The organism is Aeromicrobium piscarium, from assembly GCF_007421815.1.
Lineage (GTDB): Bacteria > Actinomycetota > Actinomycetes > Propionibacteriales > Nocardioidaceae > Aeromicrobium > Aeromicrobium piscarium.
The window spans coordinates 153715-174939 of sequence record NZ_VLNT01000005.1; the positions used below are offsets into that span (position 1 = coordinate 153715).

The 21225-nt window shown below is 68.1% G+C and carries 20 protein-coding genes; 3 read left to right on the top strand and 17 right to left on the bottom strand.

What is annotated here, in order from left to right; genetic code table 11:
* Nucleotides 1–10 precede the first annotated feature (10 nt).
* The 16 genes from nuoN to FNM00_RS08675 form a co-directional block, all read right to left on the bottom strand.
* The gene (nuoN, locus tag FNM00_RS08605) at nucleotides 11–1600 is read right to left on the bottom strand and encodes an NADH-quinone oxidoreductase subunit NuoN (RefSeq protein ID WP_143913028.1); all 1590 of its coding nucleotides are present in this window, start codon (nucleotides 1598–1600) and stop codon (nucleotides 11–13) included.
* Complete coding sequence (locus tag FNM00_RS08610; protein ID WP_342778539.1) at nucleotides 1597–3132, bottom strand: NADH-quinone oxidoreductase subunit M; 1536 nt, start codon at nucleotides 3130–3132, stop codon at nucleotides 1597–1599. Before FNM00_RS08610 ends, nuoN begins: the two co-directional genes overlap by 4 nt.
* Nucleotides 3132–5006: an NADH-quinone oxidoreductase subunit L gene (nuoL, locus tag FNM00_RS08615; RefSeq protein WP_143913030.1), complete on the bottom strand. Its 1875-nt coding sequence runs from the start codon at nucleotides 5004–5006 to the stop codon at nucleotides 3132–3134. Before nuoL ends, FNM00_RS08610 begins: the two co-directional genes overlap by 1 nt.
* A gap of 11 nt (nucleotides 5007–5017) precedes the next feature.
* Entirely contained in the window at nucleotides 5018–5311 is a 294-nt protein-coding gene (nuoK, locus tag FNM00_RS08620) for an NADH-quinone oxidoreductase subunit NuoK (RefSeq protein ID WP_087623278.1), read from the bottom strand.
* Nucleotides 5308–6081 carry an NADH-quinone oxidoreductase subunit J gene (locus FNM00_RS08625; protein WP_143913031.1) on the bottom strand — a complete coding sequence of 258 codons (774 nt, stop codon included), beginning with the start codon at nucleotides 6079–6081 and terminating at the stop codon, nucleotides 5308–5310. Before FNM00_RS08625 ends, nuoK begins: the two co-directional genes overlap by 4 nt.
* Nucleotides 6078–6638 (bottom strand): NADH-quinone oxidoreductase subunit NuoI, encoded by a 561-nt coding sequence (gene nuoI, locus FNM00_RS08630; RefSeq protein ID WP_143913032.1) that lies wholly within the window; start codon nucleotides 6636–6638, stop codon nucleotides 6078–6080. Before nuoI ends, FNM00_RS08625 begins: the two co-directional genes overlap by 4 nt.
* Nucleotides 6635–7876 carry an NADH-quinone oxidoreductase subunit NuoH gene (gene nuoH / locus FNM00_RS08635; RefSeq protein ID WP_143913033.1) on the bottom strand — a complete coding sequence of 414 codons (1242 nt, stop codon included), beginning with the start codon at nucleotides 7874–7876 and terminating at the stop codon, nucleotides 6635–6637. The genes nuoI and nuoH overlap by 4 nt, the downstream gene beginning before the upstream one ends.
* A 136-nt stretch (nucleotides 7877–8012) precedes the next feature.
* Nucleotides 8013–10409 carry an NADH-quinone oxidoreductase subunit G gene (locus FNM00_RS08640; protein ID WP_143913034.1) on the bottom strand — a complete coding sequence of 799 codons (2397 nt, stop codon included), beginning with the start codon at nucleotides 10407–10409 and terminating at the stop codon, nucleotides 8013–8015.
* Nucleotides 10406–11719, bottom strand: coding sequence for an NADH-quinone oxidoreductase subunit NuoF (gene nuoF, locus FNM00_RS08645; RefSeq protein WP_143913035.1), 1314 nt, complete (start codon nucleotides 11717–11719; stop codon nucleotides 10406–10408). The genes FNM00_RS08640 and nuoF overlap by 4 nt, the downstream gene beginning before the upstream one ends.
* Nucleotides 11712–12530 carry an NADH-quinone oxidoreductase subunit NuoE gene (nuoE, locus tag FNM00_RS08650; protein WP_143913097.1) on the bottom strand — a complete coding sequence of 273 codons (819 nt, stop codon included), beginning with the start codon at nucleotides 12528–12530 and terminating at the stop codon, nucleotides 11712–11714. Before nuoE ends, nuoF begins: the two co-directional genes overlap by 8 nt.
* 47 nt (nucleotides 12531–12577) lie before the next feature.
* On the bottom strand, nucleotides 12578–13912 hold the full coding sequence (locus FNM00_RS08655) for an NADH-quinone oxidoreductase subunit D (protein WP_143913036.1): 1335 nt from the start codon (nucleotides 13910–13912) through the stop codon (nucleotides 12578–12580).
* Between the two features lie 103 nt (nucleotides 13913–14015).
* Nucleotides 14016–14147, bottom strand: coding sequence for a hypothetical protein (locus FNM00_RS19400; protein WP_281281099.1), 132 nt, complete (start codon nucleotides 14145–14147; stop codon nucleotides 14016–14018).
* The gene (locus tag FNM00_RS08660; protein ID WP_143913037.1) at nucleotides 14144–14893 is read right to left on the bottom strand and encodes an NADH-quinone oxidoreductase subunit C; all 750 of its coding nucleotides are present in this window, start codon (nucleotides 14891–14893) and stop codon (nucleotides 14144–14146) included. The genes FNM00_RS19400 and FNM00_RS08660 overlap by 4 nt, the downstream gene beginning before the upstream one ends.
* Nucleotides 14890–15444, bottom strand: a complete 555-nt coding sequence (locus FNM00_RS08665; RefSeq protein ID WP_143913038.1) for a NuoB/complex I 20 kDa subunit family protein — start codon at nucleotides 15442–15444, stop codon at nucleotides 14890–14892. The genes FNM00_RS08660 and FNM00_RS08665 overlap by 4 nt, the downstream gene beginning before the upstream one ends.
* A complete protein-coding gene (locus FNM00_RS08670; protein WP_087623287.1) occupies nucleotides 15444–15803 on the bottom strand; it encodes an NADH-quinone oxidoreductase subunit A in 360 nt (119 codons plus the stop codon). The genes FNM00_RS08665 and FNM00_RS08670 overlap by 1 nt, the downstream gene beginning before the upstream one ends.
* 286 nt (nucleotides 15804–16089) lie before the next feature.
* Nucleotides 16090–16785, bottom strand: a complete 696-nt coding sequence (locus tag FNM00_RS08675; RefSeq protein WP_143913039.1) for a demethylmenaquinone methyltransferase — start codon at nucleotides 16783–16785, stop codon at nucleotides 16090–16092.
* Nucleotides 16786–16818: 33 nt separating this feature from the next.
* Here FNM00_RS08675 and FNM00_RS08680 point away from each other — a divergent pair, with 33 nt between their 5' ends.
* Entirely contained in the window at nucleotides 16819–18075 is a 1257-nt protein-coding gene (locus FNM00_RS08680; RefSeq protein WP_143913040.1) for an isochorismate synthase, read from the top strand.
* A 192-nt stretch (nucleotides 18076–18267) separates the two neighbouring features.
* On the opposite strand, the gene FNM00_RS08685 is transcribed toward FNM00_RS08680, so the two are convergent.
* Nucleotides 18268–18534, bottom strand: a complete 267-nt coding sequence (locus FNM00_RS08685; RefSeq protein ID WP_143913041.1) for a CBU_0592 family membrane protein — start codon at nucleotides 18532–18534, stop codon at nucleotides 18268–18270.
* A gap of 120 nt (nucleotides 18535–18654) precedes the next feature.
* On the opposite strand from FNM00_RS08685, the gene FNM00_RS08690 reads away from it, so the two are divergent.
* Both FNM00_RS08690 and FNM00_RS08695 read left to right on the top strand, forming a co-directional pair.
* The gene (locus FNM00_RS08690) at nucleotides 18655–19587 is read left to right on the top strand and encodes a LysR family transcriptional regulator (RefSeq protein WP_143913042.1); all 933 of its coding nucleotides are present in this window, start codon (nucleotides 18655–18657) and stop codon (nucleotides 19585–19587) included.
* 86 nt (nucleotides 19588–19673) lie between these two features.
* On the top strand, nucleotides 19674–21224 hold the full coding sequence (locus tag FNM00_RS08695) for an ABC transporter substrate-binding protein (RefSeq protein WP_221933650.1): 1551 nt from the start codon (nucleotides 19674–19676) through the stop codon (nucleotides 21222–21224).
* Nucleotide 21225 lies beyond the last annotated feature (1 nt).

Consider the following 21225-nt stretch of genomic DNA (forward strand, 5'->3'; position numbering starts at 1 on the left):
AGCAGCACAGCTAGCGCACGAACGCGCCGGCGTGCTGCACGATGTCGAGCAGCGGACCCGGAAGCACCCCGAGCACCACGGTGGCGATCGCCGCCAGCGCAATGACCACGGTAGTCAATACCCCCGGAGCGGCGACGGTCGGCCCATCTCCCACCGGCTCAGTGAAGAACATCAGGACGATGACCCGGACGTAGAAGTACGCCGCGAGCGCGCTGGCGAGCACGCCGATGACTACGAGCGGCCAGGTGCCCCCGGCCCAGGCCGCAGCGAACACGCCCCACTTGCCGATGAAACCGGCCGTCAGCGGAATACCCGCGAAGGACAGCATGAACAGCGCGAAGGTTCCCGCCAGCCAGGGCGAGCGCTGACCGAGGCCGGCCCACTTGGCCAGGTGGGTGGTCTCCCCCGCCGAATCGCGGACCACGGACACCACGGCGAAGGCGCCGATCGTCGCCACCCCGTAGACGACCAGGTAGAACAGCACACTCGACACCGAGGTGAGCGCGGCGTCGTCGGCGATCCCCACATAAGCCGCCGAGAAGCCCACCAGCAGGAAGCCCGCGTGGGCGATGGACGAGTAGGCCAACATCCGCTTGACATCGGTCTGGGCGATCGCGACCACCGAGCCGAACACCATCGTGATGACGGCCACGACCCAGAAGGTGGGCCGCCAGTCCCACGAGGCTCCACCGAAGGCGACGAAGAAGACGCGCATGAGGGCGATGAAGGCCGCGGCCTTGGTGGCGGCCGCCATGAAGCCGGTCACCGGGGTCGGAGCGCCCTGATAGACATCGGGGGTCCAGGCGTGGAACGGCACGGCGCCGATCTTGAACAGCAAGCCGACGGCGATCATCGCCATCGCCACCAGCAGCAGCCCACCGGAGTCGGCACGGGCGGAGACGGCCTCATCGATGATGGTCAGGTTCAGGCTGCCCGAGTAGCCGTAGGCGAGTGCGGCGCCGTAGAGGAAGAAGACCGACGAGAAGGCACCGAGCAGGAAGTACTTCATCGCGGCTTCCTGGCTGATCAGCCTGCGCCGCCGCGAGAGGGCGCACAACACATAGAGCGGCAGCGAGAGGACCTCGAGGGCGACGAACATCGTGATGAGGTCGTTGGCGGTGGCGAACAGCATCATGCCCGACAAGGCGAACAGCATGAGCGGGAAGACCTCGGTGTGCTCCAGCCGGTGCTGCACCGCCTGGGTCTCCTCGTCCGATCCGGGGATGTCCGCCGCGCGACCGGTGAAGGGGCTCATGCCCGCCTCGAAGCGACGCTCGGCGAACAGTCCCAGGCTCAGCAGTGCGAAGACCAGCAGCATGATCCACGTGACCACGCCTGGACCGTCGACGGTGACCGCGCCCTCGGCCTCGACCGCGCCGCGCGCGACATGGCTCGCCTCCTCCGGCGTGCCGAGGTCACCGTAGACCAGGATGCTCACGACCAGCGCGGCGACGAGGCCGACCGCCGTGGCGATCGCCTGGACCACGAAGCGGTAGCGGCGCCCGAGCGCGGCCTCCAGGATCAGGCCGAGGATCGCGAAGCCGGCGACGACGAAGAGCGGCGACAGCACCCAGTAGTCGAGCTGTGCGGCGGGGATCATTCGTGGTCTCCTTCAGTCGCGGAGGCGTCGGCCGGATGCGGCGGCACCGGATCCTCGGCCCCCACCTGGGCGATCACCGGCTCCACCGACGGGTTGATGACCGACAGCACCGGCCCCGGCACGAAGCCCAGCGCGATGATCAGCACCACCGCCGGCGCGAGCGCCGTGACCTCCCGGCCGTCGAGCTCGCGGATGCCGTCGAGACCCGGCCGCAGCGGACCGGTCATGGTGCGCTTGTACATCAGCAGGATGTAGACGGCCGCGAGGATGATGCCGAAGGCGGCCACGACCGCGAGCGGGATCGAGACCGTGAACGTGCCCGCGAGCACCATGAACTCCGAGATGAACGGGGCGAGACCCGGCAACGAGAGGCTCGACAGGCCGCCGATCAGCAGGATGCCGGCCAGCACCGGGGCGATCTTCTGCACTCCGCCGAAGTCCGCGATGCTCGCCGACCCGCGGCGTGCGATGAGCATGCCGGTGACCAGGAACAGCACGGCGGTCGACAAGCCGTGATTGAACATGTAGAGCGTCGCGCCGGAGGTCGAGAGCGTCGTGAAGGCGAAGATGCCCAGCACGATGAATCCGAAGTGCGACACCGAGGTGAAGGCGATCAGGCGGCGGATATCGTCCTGGCCGATCGCCAGGAGGGCGCCGTAGAGGATGCTGATGACCGCCAGCACCATCACGACCGGGCTGGCCCACTGCGAGGCACCGGGGAAGATCTCCAGACACCACCGGATCATCGCGAAGGTGCCGATCTTGTCGACGATGCTGACCATCAGCACCGCCGTCGAGGGCGTCGACGAGGCCGCGGCGTCCGGCAGCCAGGTGTGCAGCGGCCACATCGGCGCCTTGACCGCGAAGGCGATGAAGAAGCCCATGAAGAGCAGCTTCTCTGTGCCCGCCGAGATGTCGAGGCCGATCAGATCACTGTGCAGGAAGCTCGACTCCCCCGCCTGGGTCGTCAGCACGTAGAGGCCGACGATCGAGGCCAGCATCAGTAGACCGCCGACGAGGTTGTAGATGAGGAACTTGACCGCCGCATAGGACCGTCCGACGCCGCCGTGTGCGCCGATCAGGAAGTACAGCGGGACCAGCGTCGCCTCGAACAAGAGATAGAAGAGGAAGACATCGGTCGCGGCGAAGACACCGATCGCCAGGCCTTCGAGCGCGAGCATCCACGCGAAGTAGGTGTGCGTCCGCGAAGGATTGGGCAGCCGGTCCCCCCAGGCCGCCAGGATGACGATCGGGCTGAGGATCGTGGTCAACATGACCAGCGTGAGGCCGATGCCGTTCAACCCCAGCGCGTAGTGGGCGCCGATCGCCGGGATCCACTCGCGCTGCTCGACGAACTGGTAGCCGCCCTCCGCGGGGTCGAACTGCGCCGCGACGACGATCGCCAGCACGAGGGTCACGAGCGAGACGGCGAGCGCCAGCACCTTCACCAGGCGCGGGTTGCCCGAAGCGCCCGGCCAGCAGGCGACGAGCAGCGCACCGATGATCGGCGCGACAGCCAGGACAGTCAGCATCATGCGAGGGTCACCGCCAAGAGTCCGAGGACGACGAGCAGCGCGCCGCCGAAGATTCCGAGAGCATAGGAGCGGACGTAACCGGTCTGCGTGCGCCGCAGCTGCTGCGACGCCTCGCCGATCCGATCGGCCGTGCCGGTGACCGTGCCGTCGATGCCCCGAACATCGAGCCAGACGAGGAACCGGGTGAGGTAGCGCATCGGCAGCACGACCAGCGCCCCGTTGACCTCATTGGTGTAGATCTCGTGCCGGCCCGCGCGCGTGACGATCGAGACATCCGAGTCCGCAGCGGCCCGATCCGGGATGTCCCGGCGATAGAGCCACACCCCGGCCGCGACGCCCAGGGCCACGAGCGCCATCACACCGAGCTGGACGACGATGACCGGCACTGGCAGATGCGGATGCTCCGCATGCCCGGCGATCGGCTCGAGCCAGTCCGTGATCCAGCCACCCAGGTACAGCACACCGCCCAGCACCGAGGCGGCCGCGAGCACGACGAGCGGGATGGTCATGACGCTCGGCGACTCGTGCGGGTGCACCTCGTCGCGCCAGCGCTTCTCGCCGAAGAAGGTCATCATCATCAGGCGGGTCATGTAGAAGGCCGTGACACCGGCCCCGATCATCGCGCCGAGGCCGATCCACACGTTGTAGCCGAGGGCCGCCTCGATGATCTTGTCCTTGCTGAAGAAGCCGGACATGCCCGGGAATCCGATGATCGCCAGGTAGCCGAGGCCGAAGGTCACGAAGGTGATCGGCATGGCGCGGCGCAGGGCGCCGTAGTGGCGCATGTCGACGTCGTCGTCCATCGCGTGCATGACCGAGCCGGCGCCGAGGAACATATTGGCCTTGAAGAAGCCGTGCGTCAGCAGGTGGAAGATCGCGAAGGCATAGCCGGCCGGGCCGAGGCCGGCGGCCAGCATCATGTAGCCGATCTGGCTCATCGTCGAGCCGGCGAGCACCTTCTTGATGTCATCCTTGGCGCAGCCGATCCAGGCGCCGACGAGCAGCGTCACCAGGCCCACGATCACCACGACGGTGCGGGCGATCTCCGAGGCATCGTAGATGCCGGCCGAGCGGACCACGAGGTAGACGCCCGCGGTCACCATCGTGGCGGCGTGGATGAGGGCCGACACCGGAGTGGGGCCCTCCATCGCGTCGAGCAGCCAGGCCTGCAGCGGCACCTGAGCGGACTTGCCACAGGCTCCGACGAGCAGCAGCAGACCGAGCGCGGTGGCGGTGGATCCCGAGGCGGAGTCGATCGCGCCGTTCACGGCGGCGATCGAGGTGGTGCCGAAGGTGGCGAACATCGTCATCAGCGCGATGACCATGCCGAGGTCGCCGACGCGGTTCATGATGAACGCCTTGTTGGCAGCCGCGGCCGCGGTCTCCTTGTGCTGCCAGAAGCCGATCAGCAGGTAGGAGGCGAGACCGACGCCCTCCCAGCCGAGGAACAGCACCAGATAGTCGGCCGCGAGCACCAGGGTGAGCATCGCGGCGACGAAGAGATTGAGGTAGGCGAAGAACCGGCGACGACGCTCGTCGTGGGCCATGTACCCGATCGAGTACAGGTGGATGAGCGTGCCGACACCGGTGATGAGCAGCACGAAGAGGCTCGACAGCTGGTCGAAGGTGAAGGCGAACTCCACGTGGAAGCGGCCCGCCTCGAACCAGGTGCCGAGCGACGTGGTGACCGAGCGATCGTCGGCGCCGCGGCCGATCAGCTCGATGAACATGATGAGGCCGAGCACGAAGGCGGCGGCCGAGGCCGCCGTCGCGATCAGGTGACCGAAGCGATCCGACCCCTTGCCCCACACCAGGAGCAGAGCCGCGCCCGCCAGGGGGATCGCGATGAGCAGCCAGGACAACTCGAGCATCTACTCTCCCCTTACGCCTTCAGCAGATTCGCCTCGTCGACCGAGGTCGAGCGACGCGTGCGGTAGATGGACACGATGATGGCCAGGCCGATGACGACCTCCGCTGCGGCCACGACCATGACGAAGAAGGCCGCGGTCTGGCCGTCGAGATTGCCGTGCTGTCGCGCGAAGCTGACGAAGGCGAGGTTGGTGGCGTTGAGCATGAGCTCGACGCACATGAACACGACGATCGCGTTGCGGCGCACGAGCACGCCGACCGCGCCGATCGTGAACAGCAGGAACGACAGGGTGATGTACTCCGTCATTTGCCGGCGTCCTCCTCGTCCTCGTCGGGGCCGATCTCGCGGAGACGCTTCTGCACCGCGCTGTCGTCGAGGGCCTGATGCTCCTGACCGCGCTGACGCAGGCTCTCGGGCACCGACTCCTCGGACGTGGTGCCGTCGGGCAGGAGAGCGGGAGTGTCGACCGCATTGTGCAGCGCGAAGACCCCCGGTGTCGGCGGGTTGCCCGGGTGCCGACCGTGTTCGGCGTAGTCACGCATCCGCTGCTTCTGCAGGTCGGTCTGGTTGCGGGGGGCCACCAGCCGCTCACGGTGCGCGAGCACCATCGCACCGAGCACGGCGGTGATCATCAGGGCCGCGGTGAACTCGAAGGCGATCACGTACCGCGTGAACAGCAGCGCGGCGAGACCCTCGACATTGCCCTCGGCATTCGCCTGGTCGAGGCCCGCGGTCGAGCTGACGACCACCTGGCCGACGCCGATCGAGAGCGTGACGGCGAAGAGGAGGCCGACCACCGCAGCGGCGAGCCGCTGGCCCTTGATGGTCTCGACGAGCGAGTCGGAGCGATCGACACCCACCAGCATCAGCACGAAGAGGAAGAGCATCATGATCGCGCCGGTGTAGACGATGATCTGCACCGCGAACAGGAACGGCGCGTCCTGCACGGCGTACAGCACCGCGAGGCTGATCATGACGACCGCGAGGCACAGCGCCGCATGCACCGCCTTGCGGGCGAAGATCAGTCCCATCGCGGCGATCACCATGACCGGCGCGAGGATCCAGAAGGTCGTCATCGGGCCTCACCCGAGTCGGTCGCGTCGTCGGCCTCGACGATAGGCAGGGACTTGCCCCGGTAGTAGTCGTGGTGGTCGTCGCTGATGAGCATCTCGTGCGGGGGCTCGGTCATGCCGGGCAGCAGCGGCGCGAGGAGGTCGGACTTCTCGTAGATGAGGTCCTCGCGGTTGTCGTCGGCCAGCTCGTACTCATTGGTCATGGTTAACGCGCGCGTCGGGCAGGCCTCGATGCACAAGCCGCAGAGGATGCAGCGCAGGTAGTTGATCTGGTAGACGCGGCCGTACCGCTCGCCGGGACTGAACCGCTCGTCCTCGGTGTTGGAGGCGCCTTCGACATAGATCGCGTCCGCCGGGCACGCCCACGCGCAGAGCTCACAGCCGACACACTTCTCCAGCCCGTCGGGCCAGCGATTCAGCTGGTGACGTCCATGGAAGCGTGGCGCGGTCGGCCGCTTCTCCTGCGGGTAGCGCTCCGTGACGGGCTTCTTGAACATCGTCCGGAACGTGACGCCGAACCCGGCGACCGGGTCCCACAGGGTCTCTTTGAGCGTGCTCATGGTCGAGCCTCCTGACGATCGGTGCTCTGCTGGCCTGGCATGGGCGGCACGGGATAGCCCCCGGCGAAGGCATCGAACTCGGCCTCCGGCTCAGGCTCGGGCTCGGGCTCCTTCTTCTCCGGGATGAGGAAGGTGGCCACCAGCAGCACCGCCACGATGACGCCGCCCCACACGAGGACCTGCTGGGTGATCAGCTCCTCCTGCTGGGCCTTGCGCACGAAGGCCACCACGATCGTCCAGCCGAGCGCGATCGGGATGAGCCACTTCCAGCCGAAGTGCATGAACTGGTCGTACCGCATGCGCGGCAGCGTGCCGCGCAGCCAGACGAACAGGAAGATGAAGCAGAGGGTCTTGCCGAGGAACCAGATCACCGGCCAGTAGCCCTCGTTGGCACCCTCCCAGACCTGCGCGAGGCCGAAGGGCGCGCGCCAGCCGCCGAGGAAGAGCGTCGTGGCGAGCGCCGAGACGGTGACCATGTTGATGTACTCGGCGAGGAAGAACATCGCGAACTTGAAGGACGAGTACTCGGTGTGGAAGCCGCCGACCAGCTCGCCCTCGGCCTCGGGAAGGTCGAAGGGGGCGCGGTTGGTCTCGCCGACCATCGCGATCACGTAGATGACGAAGGACGGCAGCAGCGGGAGGAAGAACCACCACTGGTCCTGGGCGGCGACGATCTCCGAGGTGGACATCGACCCGGCGAAGATGAAGACGCTGACGAAGCTCAGCCCCATCGCGACCTCATAGGAGATCATCTGGGCGCTGGAGCGCAAACCGCCGAGCAGCGCGTAGACCGAACCGGAGGACCAGCCGGCGAGCACGATGCCGTAGATGCCGATCGAGGTGACCGCCAGGACGTAAAGCACGGCGACCGGCATATCGGTCAGCTGCAGCGCGGTGTAGGTCTCGGTGAAGGGGATGCGCACCTCGGGCCCGAAGGGGATGACCGCCCAGGCCAGGAAGGCCGGCACGACCGCGAGGATCGGTGCCATGAAGTAGACGACCTTGTCGACCGCCTTGGGGAAGATCTCCTCCTTGAGGCCGAGCTTGACGCCGTCGGCGAGGCTCTGGAGCAGGCCGAAGGGGCCGTTCATATTGGGGCCGACGCGGTGCTGCATCCGCGCCACGACGCGGCGCTCGAACCAGATGTTGAACAGCGTGTAGAGCACCAGGATCACGAAGATCAGCAGTGACTTGAGCGCGACGACCCACATCGGATCGTTGCCGAACACCTCACTCATCGTCGGTCACCCCCGGTCGAAGTGGTCTCGCTCCGTCGCGGCGACGCCCCAGATGCGACGGCTCCACGCTCCGCGCGTAAAGCGCACTCCACTACTCGACCACCGAGTCGCGGTTCCGGGGTGTACCGAAAGACGCTCATGCTCGCTCCTCCCGGCTGTCGCTCAGGGTGACCGGATCGCCGGGGCCCGCCGCGAGGACGGACCTCACGTTGACGCCCTCGGAGTTGGCGGGCACCCAGACCACGCCATCGGGCAGATCGGCCACCTCGGCGATGAACTCCGCCGCGCCGCGCTCGGTGCTCAATCGCGCCGACCCGCCGGGCTCGACGTTCGCGGCGGCCAGTGTCGCGGCATTGGCCTTCAACCGCGCCGGACGTGCCGTGAGCCGGTAGGTGTCCGCACCGTCCTGCAGGCGTCCGTCGTCGATCAGCTGCTTCCAGGTGTCGAGGACCACTGCACCGCTCTCGGCCGGCGGGTTCGCGCGCGCGGTCTCGAACGGGGCGCGTGCACCGTCCCAGGCGCCGAGCTCGTCCAGCTCGCGCCGGGCAGCCGCCACGCCACGGATCCCCAGGGGTGTTCCCAGCTCCTCGGCGATACCGGCCAGGACCCTGACGTCCGGCAGGGAGCCGGAGACCTCGAGCGCGGTATCGAAGGGGCGTCGTCGGCCCTCCCAGTTCACGAAGGTGCCGGACTTCTCGACCGGCGGGGCCACCGGCAGCACCACATCGGCGTAGGGCGCGACATCGCCGGCCCTGACTTCCAGGCTCACGACGAACTCCGCCGTCTCCAGCGCCGCCCGGGCCGCTGCGGGGTCGGGCAGGTCGGCCAGCTCCACACCACCGATGACGGCCGACGTGAGCTCACCGGCCGCGAGCGCGGCGATGATTCCCACGGTGTCGCGGCCGGTCGTGTCGGGTAGCTGATCCACTCCCCACGCGGCGGCGAGGTCGGCGCGCGCCTCGGCCTCGGCGACCGGCCGGCCACCGGGCAGCAGCGTGGGCAGGCAGCCCGCGTCGACCGCGCCTCGGTCGCCCGCGCGACGCGGCACCCAGGCCAGCCGGGCACCGGCGCGACCGACGAGATCGACGGCCGCGGCGAGCCCACCTGGCGCCAGACCCAACCGCTCCCCTGCCAGCACGACATCGGTGTCGCCGAGCGACAGGCCGGCGAGCGCCTCAGCCTCCCGCCCGGGGACCGCGCTGACGAGCTCAGCATCGAGTTTGCGCAGCCCGCGGGTGAGGTGGCTCGCCACGGCCACGACGCGCGTGCCGTTCTTGACCGCCTTGCGCAGCCGCAGGAAGAGCGTGCCCGCCTCGTCCTCGGGCTCGAGACCGGCCAGCACCACGGTGCCGGCGCGGTCGAGATCGCGATAGGTGACGCCTCGGCCGGCTCCCGCGACGTGGTGGGCCAGGAAGGCCGTCTCCTCGTCGCTCACCGGACGCGAACGGAAGTCGATGTCATTGGTGCCGAGCACCGCCCGAGCGAACTTGGCGTAGGCGTAGGCGTCCTCCAGCGTCAGTCGCCCGCCGGTCAGGACACCGGGCTGCGTGCCGGACAGGCCGCGGGCCGCGACCGCGAGGGCCCCGGGCCAGGACATCGGCTGGAGCTCCCCCGACTCGGCATCCCGTACGAGCGGGGTGCGAAGGCGGTCGTCGCGGGTCGACCAGGTGAAGGCGAAGCGATCCTTGTCGGTGATCCACTCCTCGTTGACCTCGGGATCGTCGCCGGCGAGACGGCGCATGACCTTGCCACGACGGTGATCGATGCGGATCGCCGCGCCGCAGGCATCGTGCTCGGCCACGGAGGGCACCGAGACCAGGTCGAAGGGGCGCGAACGGAAGCGGTAGTCGGCGCTCGTGAGAGCACCGACGGGGCAGATCTGAATCGTGTTGCCCGAGAAGTAGGAGTGGAAGGGCTCTCCGTCGGCGATGCCGATCTGCTGCTGAGCGCCGCGCTCGAGCAGCGCGATGAAGGGATCGCCCGCGATCTCCTCGGAGAAGCGCGTGCACCGCTGGCACAGCACGCAACGCTCGCGGTCCAGCAGGACATTCTCGGACACGTTGACCGGCTTGGCGAAGAGTCGCTTGGACTCGATGAACCGGGACTCGCCGTTGCCGTGGCTGAGCGCCTGGTTCTGCAGCGGGCACTCGCCGCCCTTGTCGCAGACCGGGCAGTCCAGCGGGTGGTTGGCGAGCAGGAACTCCAGGTTGCCGCGCTGGGCCTTGTCCGCCGCGGGCGAGGTGACCTGCGTGTTGACGACCATGCCGGGAGCGACCTCGAGGGTGCACGAGGCCTGCGGCTTGGGCATGCCACGGCCGTTGCCGGCGTCCGGGACCTCCACGAGGCACTGGCGGCAGGCCCCGACCGGCTCCAGCAGCGGGTGATCGCAGAAGCGCGGGATCTCCGTGCCGATGAGCTCCGCCGCCCGGATCACGAGGGTGCCCTTGGGGACGCTGACCTCGACATCGTCGATCGTCAGGGTGACGAGCTCGACCGGGGTGACCTCGGTCGATCCTGGTTCGGTGACGGTCACGACGCGACCCCCTCCTTGGCGAACAGCGTGGATGCCGACGGTGGGAAGAGCTCGGAGGAGGGCGTGTTCATGCCTGCCTCGAACTCGTCCCGGAAGTACTCGATGGCCGAGGTGATGGGGCTGGTGGCACCGTCGCCGAGGGCGCAGAACGAACGGCCGAGGATATTGGAGCAGAGGTCCTGCAGGAGCTCGATATCGCCGGGCTGTCCCTCGCCGTTGTCGAGGCGGCGCAGGATCTGGACCATCCACCAGGTGCCTTCACGACACGGGGTGCACTTGCCGCAGGACTCGTGCTTGTAGAACTCGGTCCACCGCAGCACGGCGCGGACGACCGAGGTGGTCTGGTCGAAGACCTGGAGGGCCTTGGTGCCGAGCATCGAGCCGGCCGCGCTGACGCCCTCGTAGTCGAGCGGGACGTCGAGGTGCTCCGCGGTCAGGATCGGGGTGGAGGATCCTCCGGGGGTCCAGAACTTGAGCTCGGCGCCCTCCCGCATGCCGCCGCCGAGCTCCAACAGCTCGCGCAGCGTGATGCCGAGGGGTGCTTCGTACTGACCAGGACGACGCACGTGTCCGGAGAGCGAGTAGATGGTGAATCCCTTGCTCTTCTCCGTGCCCATCGACCCGAACCATTCGATGCCGCCGCGCACGATCGCCGGTACCGAGGCGATCGACTCGACATTGTTGATGACGGTCGGCGAGGCGTAGAGGCCCGCGACAGCCGGGAACGGCGGACGCAGACGAGGCTGGCCGCGACGGCCCTCCAGGGAGTCGAGCAGCGCGGTCTCCTCGCCGCAGATGTAGGCTCCCGCGCCCGCGTGCACGACGATATCGAGGCGGGTGCCGGTGCCGAGGATGTCCTCACCGAGGTAACCGGCCTCATAGGCCTCGCGCACGGCGGCCCGCAGCCGGCGGACCACGTGCAGCACCTCGCCGCGCACGTAGATGAACGCCTTCTCGGCCCGGATCGCCCGTGAGGAGATGATGACGCCCTCGATGAGGGTGTGTGGCGAGGCCATCATCAGCGGGATGTCCTTGCAGGTGCCCGGCTCGGACTCGTCGGCGTTGACGACGAGGTACTTGGGCTTGGGATTGTCCTGCGGGATGAAGGACCACTTCATGCCGGTGGGGAAGCCCGCGCCGCCGCGACCACGCAGGCCGGCGTCCTTGACCAGGGTGATGAGCTCGTCCGGGGCGATCCGTACCGCCTGCTTGAGCGCCTCGTACCCGCCGCGCTGCTCATAGGCGGCGAGGGTCCACGCATTGTCCTGGTCCCAGTTGTCGGTCAGGACCGGAGTCAGAGTGTCAGTCATCGCCCTTGCCTCCCTTGGTGTCGGCGGGGGACTCCTCGGCCACGGTCTCGGACTCGGCACGCTGGGTGTCCGCCTCGGCCTCGGCCTCCGCCTTGCTCTCACCGGCCCGGCCGGTGCCGGCATCGGTCTCATAGGAGGGGGCCGACCAGCCGCGCTCGCGGGCGATCGCGAGTCCGGCCAGCGACGGCCCTGCCGCCGTGGGGCCTTCGTCGACGAGACCGTCCTCGAATCCGGCGAGGACACGCTCCGCCTCCCGCCACGAGGTGATGTGCGCGCCACGGGTGGCCTGGACGGGTTCACCGGCACGGAGCCGCTCGACCACCTCGACCGCCGATTCGGGGGTCTGGTGGTCGAAGAACTCCCAGTTGACCATCATGACCGGCGCGAAGTCGCAGGCCGCGTTGCACTCGACCCGCTCGAGGGTGATCTGGCCGTCCTCGGTGGTCTCGTCGTTGCCGATCTCGAGCCGCGAGCAGAGCCGATCGAAGATCTCGTCGCCGCCCATGATCGCGCAGAGCGTGTTGGTGCAGACGCCGACGTGATGCGTGCCCATCGGCTTGCGCTTGTACATCGTGTAGAAGGTCGCGACGGCGGACACCTCGGCGTCGCTCAAGCCGAGGATCTCCGCACAGGTCGCGATGCCCTCGCTGGTGACCCGGCCCTGCACGGACTGGACGAGGTGCAGCATCGGCAGGAGCGCCGATCGCGCCTCGGGGTAGAGCGCTGCGAGCGACTCCAGCTCGGCCAGCGTGTCGGGGCCGAGGGCCGGCTCGAAGGGCGTCTCCTCGCCGGTCGGCGTGTCGGTCACCATGCCCTCGACCGGGTCGGGCAACGGCGACTGCCCAGGATCGTTCGTGGTCATCGGTCGACACCTCCCATCACGGGGTCGATGGACGCGACGGCCACGATGACGTCCGAGAGCATCGCGCCCTCGCACATCGCGGCGACCGCCTGCAGGTTGACGAAGGACGGGTCGCGGAAGTGCGCACGGTACGGGCGGGTGCCGCCGTCCGAGACCACGTGACAGCCGATGACCCCTTTGGGGGACTCGATCTCCGCCCACACCTGCCCCGTCGGCACCCGGAATCCCTCGGTGACGATCTTGAAGTGGTGGATGAGCGCTTCCATCGACTCGCCCATGATGTGCTTGATGTGCTCGGGCGAGTTGCCCTGGCCGTCGGCACCGACCGAGAGCTGAGCGGGCCAGGCGATCTTCTTGTCGGCGACCATGACCGGCTCGCCCTCGCTGGCCTCCAGCCGGTCGATGCACTGTTCGACGATCCGCAGCGACTGGTCCATCTCATCGAGGCGAATGCGGAAACGACCGTAGGAGTCGGGCTCGTTGCGGGTGATGACGTCGAAGTCATAGGTCTCGTAGCCGAAATAGGGGCGCTTCTTGCGCAGATCCCAGTCGTAGCCGGTGGCGCGTAGGGGCGGGCCGGTCACGCCGAGCGCGAGGCAGGCGGCGAGGTCGAGGTGGCCGACCTCCATCAGCCGGCCCTTGAAGATCGGATTGGCGTTGCAGAGCGCCGCGTACTCGGGCAGCCGCTTCTTGAGCAGCGCGACGGTGTCGCGGAGCTGCTGGATCGAGCCGTCGGGAAGGTCCTGGGCGACCCCGCCGGGGCGGATATAGGCGTGGTTCATCCGCAGGCCGGTGATGGCCTCGAAGACCTTGAGGATCTCCTCGCGATCACGGAACCCGCAGGTCATGACGGTCAAGGCGCCGAGCTCCATGCCGCCGGTGGCGATGGCGATGAGATGCGAGGAGATGCGATTGAGCTCCAGCAGCAGGACGCGCAGGACCTGGGCACGCTCGGGGATGTCCTCGGTGATGCCGAGAAGCTTCTCGACACCGTGGACGTAGACGGCCTCATTGGAGAACGGGGCCACATAGTCCATACGGGTGCAGAAGGTCACGCCCTGGGTCCAGGTGCGGAACTCCATGTTCTTCTCGATGCCCGTGTGCAGGTAGCCGATGCCGGCACGCGCACCGCGCACGCGCTCACCGTCGATCTCGAGGATGAGTCGCAGCACGCCGTGCGTGGACGGGTGCTGGGGGCCCATGTTGACGACGAGGGTGTCGCCTTCGATGCCCTCGACATCGATGGAGTCCCAGTCCTGTCCGGTGACGTTGAAGACCGGCCCCTCGGGGGTCTCGGTGGTACCCGCGTACGGATCGTCGTGGATGGTCATCGCAAGCACGACCTTCCTGTTCCGGTGATGATCTCTGCTGTCCGCTCGGTGGTTGAGTAGCCCCGAGGAACGAGGGGCGTATCGAAACCACACCCACTCCTGCTCATGAGTAGCTCCTCCGCTCATCGGGGGCCGGGATCGTGCCGCCCTTGAACTCCACAGGGATGCCGCCGAGCCCCGCGAGCGAAGCGAGCACAACAGCACAGCGTCCTGGACTATCCGTTCGGCGGCTCATGAGTAGCTCCTCCGCTCATCGGGGGCCGGGATCGTGCCGCCCTTGAACTCCACGGGGATGCCGCCGAGCGGATAGTCCTTGCGCTGCGGGTGGCCGGGCCAGTCGTCGGGCATCAGGATGCGGGTGAGAGCCGGGTGTCCGTCGAAGACGATGCCGAACATGTCCCAGGCCTCGCGCTCGTGCCAGTCCGCGGTGGGGTAGATCGGCGCGACGCTCGGAATGTGCGGGTCGTCGTCCGGTGCGGCGACCTCGAGCCGGATGTGACGGTTGTGCGTCATCGAGGTGAGCTCGTAGACCGCGTGCAACTCACGCCCGGTCTCCTCCGGGTAGTGCACGCCGCTGACGCTCGCGCAGAACTCGAAGCGCAGGCCGGGATCGTTGCGGAGATGGGTGACGGTCGTGAGCAGCAGATGCCGGCGGATGAAGAAGGTGATCTCGCCGCGGTCGACGACGACCTTCTCGATGGCATCGGTCAGGCCCTCGCCGCCGGCGAGTCGCTCGGCGACATCGTCGTACCAGCCGCCGTAGGGCGGGGCGCTGGCTCCCGGCATGACGACGGGCCGACGCAGCCCGCCGAAACCGCTGGTGTCGCCGCTGCCCTGGACGCCGAACGAGCCCTCGCGGACCTCGACGATCTCCAGCTCGCGGGCCTCGGAGCGCTCGAGCTCGCCCTGCGTCTCGTGCGAAGGATCCTGGGTGCGGTCGGCGTCCGTGGGAGCGGGGTCGTGGGGCTTGTCGTCGCTCACCGCATGAGTCCCTTCATCGCCGAGGTGGGAGCGGCCACGAGCGCCTCGCGCTCCGTCTCGGCGATCTCGCGCTCCTTGTCGGCGCCGAGATTGCCGTGCTGGACCTTGTCGTGGATCTTGAAGATCGCGTCGATGAGCATCTCCGGGCGCGGCGGGCAGCCCGGGAGGTACATGTCGACCGGCACGACGTGGTCGACGCCCTGGACGATCGCGTAGTTGTTGAACATGCCGCCTGAGCTGGCGCAGACACCCATCGCGAGCACCCACTTGGGGCCGGGCATCTGGTCGTAGATCTGACGCAGCACGGGGGCCATCTTCTGGCTCACTCGCCCGGCGACGATCATCAGATCGGCCTGGCGCGGGCTCGGACGGAAGACCTCCATGCCGAAGCGCGAAGAGTCGTAACGCGGGGCTCCGAAGGTCATCATCTCGATGGCGCAGCAGGCCAGGCCGAAGGTGGCCGGCCACATCGAGGCCTTGCGGAAGTAGCCGGCGAGTCCCTCTACCGTCGAGAGCAGGACGCCGCTCGGGAGCTTTTCTTCGAGGCCCATCAGGTCCACTCCATTCCGCCACGCCGCCATTCGTAGACGTAGGCGATGGTGATGTTGACGAGGAACAGCATGACGGCGAAGAAGGCGAACCAGCTCAGCTGATCGAAGGCGACCGCGAAGGGATAGAGGAACACGATCTCGATGTCGAAGATGATGAACATCATCGCGGTGAAGAAGTACTTGATCGAGACACGTCCACCGCCCTCGGGCAGGGGGCTCGGCGCGATACCCGACTCGTAGCGATCGAGCTTGGCGCGGTTGTAGCGCTTGGGGCCCGTGAACGGGGCGATGACCACACTGAACAGCGCGAACGCAAGAGCGATGGCACCGAGCACCAAGATCGGCACGTATTCGTTCACGACACCTCCCACTTTCGCCGGGGCGACTTTGTGAAGAGCTTCACACAAACCGTCAGACGCCACTGTACGACGGTGCCCGGAAGGGGCTGTAACTAAGGTCACACTTACCCCGAGTCCTCGCGGCGACCGCCACCCAGCACTCTAGACATCGGCGGGGTCACTCGGTGGCCCAGCAGCAGGGCGGTACGCGGTCAACCTTTCATCGCCCACGCCGGTAGCTGGTCAACCTCACCGAGCGTCGATGGGGTTGACCACGTACCGCCGCACGGGACGGTAAGGGCGCGACTCAGGAACCCTTGACGGCGTGGTGGAGGGCGACGATCCCTCCGGTGAGGTTGCGCCAGGAGATGTCCGTCCATCCGGCCTCGGCCATCCGGACGGCGAGGCCGTGCTGGTCCGGCCACGACCGGATCGACTCGGCGAGGTAGACATAGGACTCCGGGTCCGATGACACCGCCTTGGCCACCTGAGGCAGCACAGTCAGGGCTCCGCGGCTGTACACGAGCTCGAAGGGTCGCCAGGTCGGCGTGCTGAACTCGGTCACGACCACGCGCCCACCGGGCCGGGTCACCCGCAGCATCTCGCGGAGCCCGCCGATCGGGTCGGGGAAGTTGCGCAGCCCGAAGGAGATCGTCACCGCGTCGAAGGAGGCGTCGCCGAAGGGCAGGCGCATGCCGTCGCCGGCGACGAAGTCCAGCTCGGGTCGGTCGGCCTTGCCGGCACGCAGCATGCCCTCGGAGAAGTCGCACGCCACCACCTGGGCGCCCGTGGCGGCGAGCGGCACGCTGGAGACCCCGGTGCCCGCCGCCAGGTCCAGGACGCGTTCGCCCGGGCGGGCATCGACACGCCGCACCGTCAGGTGCCGCCACCAGCGATCCAGTCCGCCGGTGAGCACGGTATTGGTGAGGTCGTACTTCGCCGCGACGTCGTCGAACATGCGCGCGACATCGCGGGGATCCTTGTCCAGACCGGCTCGGCTCACCGCCTTACTGTCCCACGAGTAGGCTCGATCGACGTGAGCAACCCCGTCACCGACCCGCGGTGGGAGATCGAGCCACTCATCGTGCGCACCCGCCGCATCGACGACCCCGGGGAGCTCATCTCCCTGCTGCCGGACTCCGGTCAGCTGGCCTGGGTCCACGGTGGCGACGGACTCGTCGGATGGGGCCGTGCGGCACAGTTCGGATGGACGGGTCCGGAACGTTTCGACGAGGCGGATCGCTGGTGGCGCACCCTCGCGAACCGTGCCGTCGTCCGCGACGATATCGAGGCACCCGGTAGCGGACTGGTGGCCTTCGGCACCTTCACCTTCTCCGATCATGCCGATGGCAGCCTCCTGGTCGTCCCCGAGGTGGTGGTGGGACGACGCGACGGCGTCTGCTGGCTCACGACGATCGGCCGCGCGATCACGGCGGCCCCGGCCCTCGAGGCCGCCTCCCCCGCTCGCGCCGTCGCCGTCGCGCTCGATGACGACGACTCCCGCCGGGCGACGTGGCGTGACATCGTCGCCACCGCCGTCGACCGCATCACCGCGGACGAGCTCGACAAGGTCGTGCTGGCCCGGTCCGTCGATGCCGTGGCCGACGAGGCGATCGACGTCCGTCATCCACTGCGGCGGCTGGCGCAGGAGTATCCGAGCTGCTGGACCTTCCATGTCGACGGCTTCTTCGGCTCGACACCCGAGATGCTCGTGCGCTTGGAGGGCGGCCTGGTGACCTCGCGGGTTCTCGCCGGCACGATCCGCCGCAGCGGTGACGACCATCGCGACCTCGCACTCGCCGCCTCGCTCGCCCGATCGAGCAAGGACCTGGAGGAGCACGAGTACGCGGTCGCATCGGTCGCCGACGCGCTCGCTCCTGCATGCACCGGCATGAACGTGCCCGAGTCGCCTTTCGTGCTGCACCTTCCCAATGTCATGCACCTCGCCACGGATGTGACCGGCGTGCTGCGCGAGGAGGCCAGCGCGCTCTCGCTCGCGGCGGCCCTCCACCCTTCGGCGGCCGTCGGCGGCACCCCGACGACCGATGCCGTGGAGCTCATCGAGGAGATCGAAGGCATGGACCGCGGGCGCTACGCCGGCCCTGTGGGCTGGATCGGCGCCAACGGGGACGGCGAGTGGGGCATCGGCCTGCGCTCGGCTCAAGTACTCGAGGACGGATCACGCGTACGGCTGTTCGCGGGGTGCGGGATCGTGGCCGACTCGGTCCCCGCCGATGAGCTGGCCGAGTCGGACGCGAAGCTCGTCCCGGTCCGCACCAGCCTGGAGTCCTGAGCCCACTCGCCCGGGCTCCGGCCGACGAAAGATGTGCTTTCGCGGTTGTCATGACAGCCGTAGAGGCACATCCTTCGTGAGCGGCTGACGGAAGATGTGCCTCCTTGGTCGCTCCAGTACCCCCGGAAGCACATCCTTCCTACGCTGCGGGTTGGCGGGCGCTCCCGGTGGGCCCGGACGGTTCGGGCGACCCTAGAGAGCGATGACCTGGCGGCGACGAGCGCGGATCGTCGCGAGAAGGGTGTGCGCGCCGACGCCCGCCCAGATCACATTGGACGCCACGACGGGCCAGGCGCCGTACAGCGCCCCCGCGGTCCCGGCCAAAACACCTCCGACGGTGTTCATCGCCGCATACGTCAACGAGGTCGCCATCAGCCGGCCCCGCCACAACAGCACGTATGCCGCGAAGGTGCCAATCGTCCCCATCCATCCGAGGACTCCCGCCACGATGCCGTCCACCACTCCGCCTCTCACATGCCCGTGCGCGGCCCCCGACGGACCGCGCACAGCAATTCTGAGACGTCTCGGAGGTTCAACTCAAATGCACTTTTTGCAAGCGGGTGTTTAGACTCTCTGAATGTGAGGATCAACGCGTCGCGACTCCCCTTCTTCCTGGCCATCGCCCGCAACGGCGGCGTTCTCGCCGCCGCCGACGCGCTGCGCGTCACACCCTCGGCGGTCTCCCAACAGCTGAGCCGCCTCGAGGCGGAAGTCGGTCAGGCGCTCGTCGAACGCACCCCACGCGGCGTCACACTCACCGCGGCGGGCCGCGAGCTCGTCGAGCTCGCCGAGAACATCGAGAGGGAGATCAACGAGGCAGAGCAGCGCATCGCCTCGACCACCCAAGACCCCACCGGCCGCGTCCGTCTCGGCAGCTTCCAGAGCTTCATCAGCTCCGTCCTCGCACCCTCCATCCCACGGTGGCGCGAGGAACTGTACGGCGTCCACCTGGAGATCACCGAGGCGTCGCGCGGCGAACTGCTCCGCGACCTGCGGTCAGCCGACCTCGACATCATCGTCATCGAATACGACAGCGGCGACCACGCACCGCCCCTCGGACCCGGCGTCCGCGAGATCCCCCTGCTCGACGACCCCTGGAAGCTCATCGCCCCCGCCGGGACCCTCGCCGCCATGGAGATCGTCGAGCTGGAACGACTTCGTGTGCCATGGCTGCGGGTCGAATCCTCCGCAGCCACCGCGCAAGCGGTTCGCCGCGTGCGCACCTCGCTCGGACAGGCGGAGGCCGCGCACACCTACACCGACTACGCCACCGCACTGGCCCTCGTCGCCGCCGGCGAGGGCATGACCCTCCTCCCCCAACTCGCCCTCCAAGGAGCTCTTCCCGAAGGCGTCGAGGTCGCCGATGTCCCCGGTCTCGGCTCCCGGCGTCTCGCTCTGCGACATCGATCGGGACGCCGCGCCACCAGCCAGGCAGTGACGGCCGGCATCGACTTTCTCCGTGATATATCAGCAACTTTTCAGGCCGACCCCAATACCGATATCAGTAGCTGAACCCCACTTGTCCTGCGGATGACCTTGCGGAGAACAGGTGATCCGTGCTTATCGTTCAAGTGAACGATAAGCATTCAGGAGACTCCGTGAACCCCTCGATCGACCGCCGTCGGCTGCTGACCGGCATGCTCGGCGGTGCCACGGCCCTCAGCCTGGCCGCGTGCGGTGCCCCCGCGCTCACGCTGCCGGAGCGGGCTGCCACCGGCACCGCCCAGCGCGGTGCCACGCTGCGCATCGCGCGCCCGGCCGCCAGTGCCGCCGAGACCCTCGATCCCGCCAGCTCGCTGTCCGCCTACGAATACCTCGGCGCGCTCTACAATCGCGTGGTCAGACTGGACCGCGACGGCGAGACCGTCCCCGACCTCGCCACCGACTGGTCGTCCAATGCCGACGCCACCGTCTGGGACTTCCAGCTCCGCGCCGGCATCCGCTTCCACGATGGTCGACCACTCACCTCCCGCGACGTGCGGTACACCTTCCGCCACATCCTCGACCCGGATGTCGCCTCACCACAGGCCGGCGCGCTGGACCTCATCGACGACATCGTCGCGGTCGACGAGACCACCGTCCGCTTTGCACTCTCGACGCCCAATGCCGAGTTCCCGTCGTTGCTCACCGCCTACCAGTGCTACGTGATCCCCGAGGACTCGGCCGACGAGATCGGACACACCGGTATCGGCACCGGGCCGTTCATCCTCGAGCACTACACCCCGGCCGGGGCCGGAGCCGTGCGGGTCAACGAGGACTACTTCGATGGCCGCGCGGCCCTCGACCGGATCGAGTTCTCCTCGATCCAGGACACCTCGGCCCGGGTCAACGCCCTGCTCGCCCGACAGGTCGACCTCCTCTCGCAGACCAATCTCGACAACCCCACGGCACGCGTGGTCGCCAACTCGGCCGGCACGACGGTCGCCCGGGTCGCCAACGCCCAGTGGTACACGATCCCGATGCTGGCGACGAGCGAGGAGTTCGCGGACCCGCAGATGCGGCAGGCCATGAAACTCGCCTACGACCCGAACGCGATCCTCTCGACGGCGCTGCAAGGCACCGGCACCCCCGGCTGGGACAACCCCGTGCCGCCCGAACTGAAGGCCTGGCTGGACACCGAACGCGAATACGACCCGGAGAAGGCTCGCGGGATCCTGCGCAGCATCGGCCGCGAGAACTTCTCCACCCGCATCTACACGTCGGCCTACGAGCCCAACTTCACCGCGATCGCCACCGCCTACGCCAGCCAGGTCCGCGAGGCCGGCATCGATCTGCGGATCACCAATGTCGCGGCCGACTCGTACTACACGCAGGTATGGATGAGCGAGCCGCTCATGGTCAGCTACTGGTTCACGGGGCGCCCGGTCGACCAGCTGCTCAACCAGATCTTCCGCACCGGATCGAGCTACAACGAGTCCGCCTGGTCGAACGAGCAGTTCGACCAGCTGCTCGACGCCGCCCGCGCCGATACCAACGACACCACACGGCGTCAGAAGTACCAGGACGCGCAGCAGCTCATCATCGACGACGGCGCCGACATGACCCCCGTCTTCGGCGATCGACTCGTCGGGCTGTCGGAGAACGTCGTGAACTACGACGAGTACGGCTTCGAGATGGACTATCTGTCCCTCGGCCTGAAGGAGGCGTGAC

Bases quoted from the DNA above. Each gene is read 5' to 3' on its own strand.
- FNM00_RS08665 (WP_143913038.1), bottom strand. From the start codon at position 15,444: ATGGGCCTCGAAGAAAAGCTCCCGAGCGGCGTCCTGCTCTCGACGGTA.
- nuoF (WP_143913035.1), bottom strand. From the start codon at position 11,719: ATGACTGACACTCTGACTCCGGTCCTGACCGACAACTGGGACCAGGAC.
- FNM00_RS08655 (WP_143913036.1), bottom strand. From the start codon at position 13,912: ATGACCATCCACGACGATCCGTACGCGGGTACCACCGAGACCCCCGAG.
- FNM00_RS08625 (WP_143913031.1), bottom strand. From the start codon at position 6,081: ATGACGACCTTCTGGATCCTCGCGCCGGTCATGGTGATCGCCGCGATG.
- nuoN (WP_143913028.1), bottom strand. From the start codon at position 1,600: ATGATCCCCGCCGCACAGCTCGACTACTGGGTGCTGTCGCCGCTCTTC.
- FNM00_RS08610 (WP_342778539.1), bottom strand. From the start codon at position 3,132: ATGCTGACTGTCCTGGCTGTCGCGCCGATCATCGGTGCGCTGCTCGTC.
- nuoL (WP_143913030.1), bottom strand. From the start codon at position 5,006: ATGCTCGAGTTGTCCTGGCTGCTCATCGCGATCCCCCTGGCGGGCGCG.
- nuoK (WP_087623278.1), bottom strand. From the start codon at position 5,311: ATGACGGAGTACATCACCCTGTCGTTCCTGCTGTTCACGATCGGCGCG.
- FNM00_RS19400 (WP_281281099.1), bottom strand. From the start codon at position 14,147: ATGAGCCGCCGAACGGATAGTCCAGGACGCTGTGCTGTTGTGCTCGCT.
- nuoH (WP_143913033.1), bottom strand. From the start codon at position 7,876: ATGAGTGAGGTGTTCGGCAACGATCCGATGTGGGTCGTCGCGCTCAAG.
- nuoE (WP_143913097.1), bottom strand. From the start codon at position 12,530: ATGGTGACCGACACGCCGACCGGCGAGGAGACGCCCTTCGAGCCGGCC.
- nuoI (WP_143913032.1), bottom strand. From the start codon at position 6,638: ATGAGCACGCTCAAAGAGACCCTGTGGGACCCGGTCGCCGGGTTCGGC.